Below are 241 nucleotides of genomic sequence, written 5' to 3' on the forward strand. Positions count from 1 at the left end.
CCGGAAAAGCCCAAGGAAATGCAGCCCAAACACGATAATCACGAGCCCGGCGACGATCGCCAGGGTGTCCAAATGCTGCGAGAGCAACTGGCCGAGCGAGGAGGCGGTCGCGCCCAGGGCGGTGAACACCACCGTGAAGCCGAGCACGAAGGCCAGTGCGGACCAGAACACGCCCCAGGCCTTGTTGCCGGCCTCCGTACCGGGATCCTGGGCCTGGATGCCCTCGGCGGCGGTCAGTGTG

The 241-nt window shown here is 66.4% G+C and carries 1 protein-coding gene; it reads right to left on the bottom strand.

Translation table 11 applies throughout. From position 1 onward, the window contains the following. Positions 1 to 241, bottom strand: a 241-nt coding sequence (locus R0J87_RS24035) for a cytochrome c biogenesis CcdA family protein (protein ID WP_498889553.1), incomplete at both ends; no start/stop codon positions are given.

Origin of the sequence: Halomonas sp. SIMBA_159 (genome assembly GCF_046536035.1) — a bacterium.
Taxonomy (GTDB): domain Bacteria; phylum Pseudomonadota; class Gammaproteobacteria; order Pseudomonadales; family Halomonadaceae; genus Vreelandella; species Vreelandella venusta_A.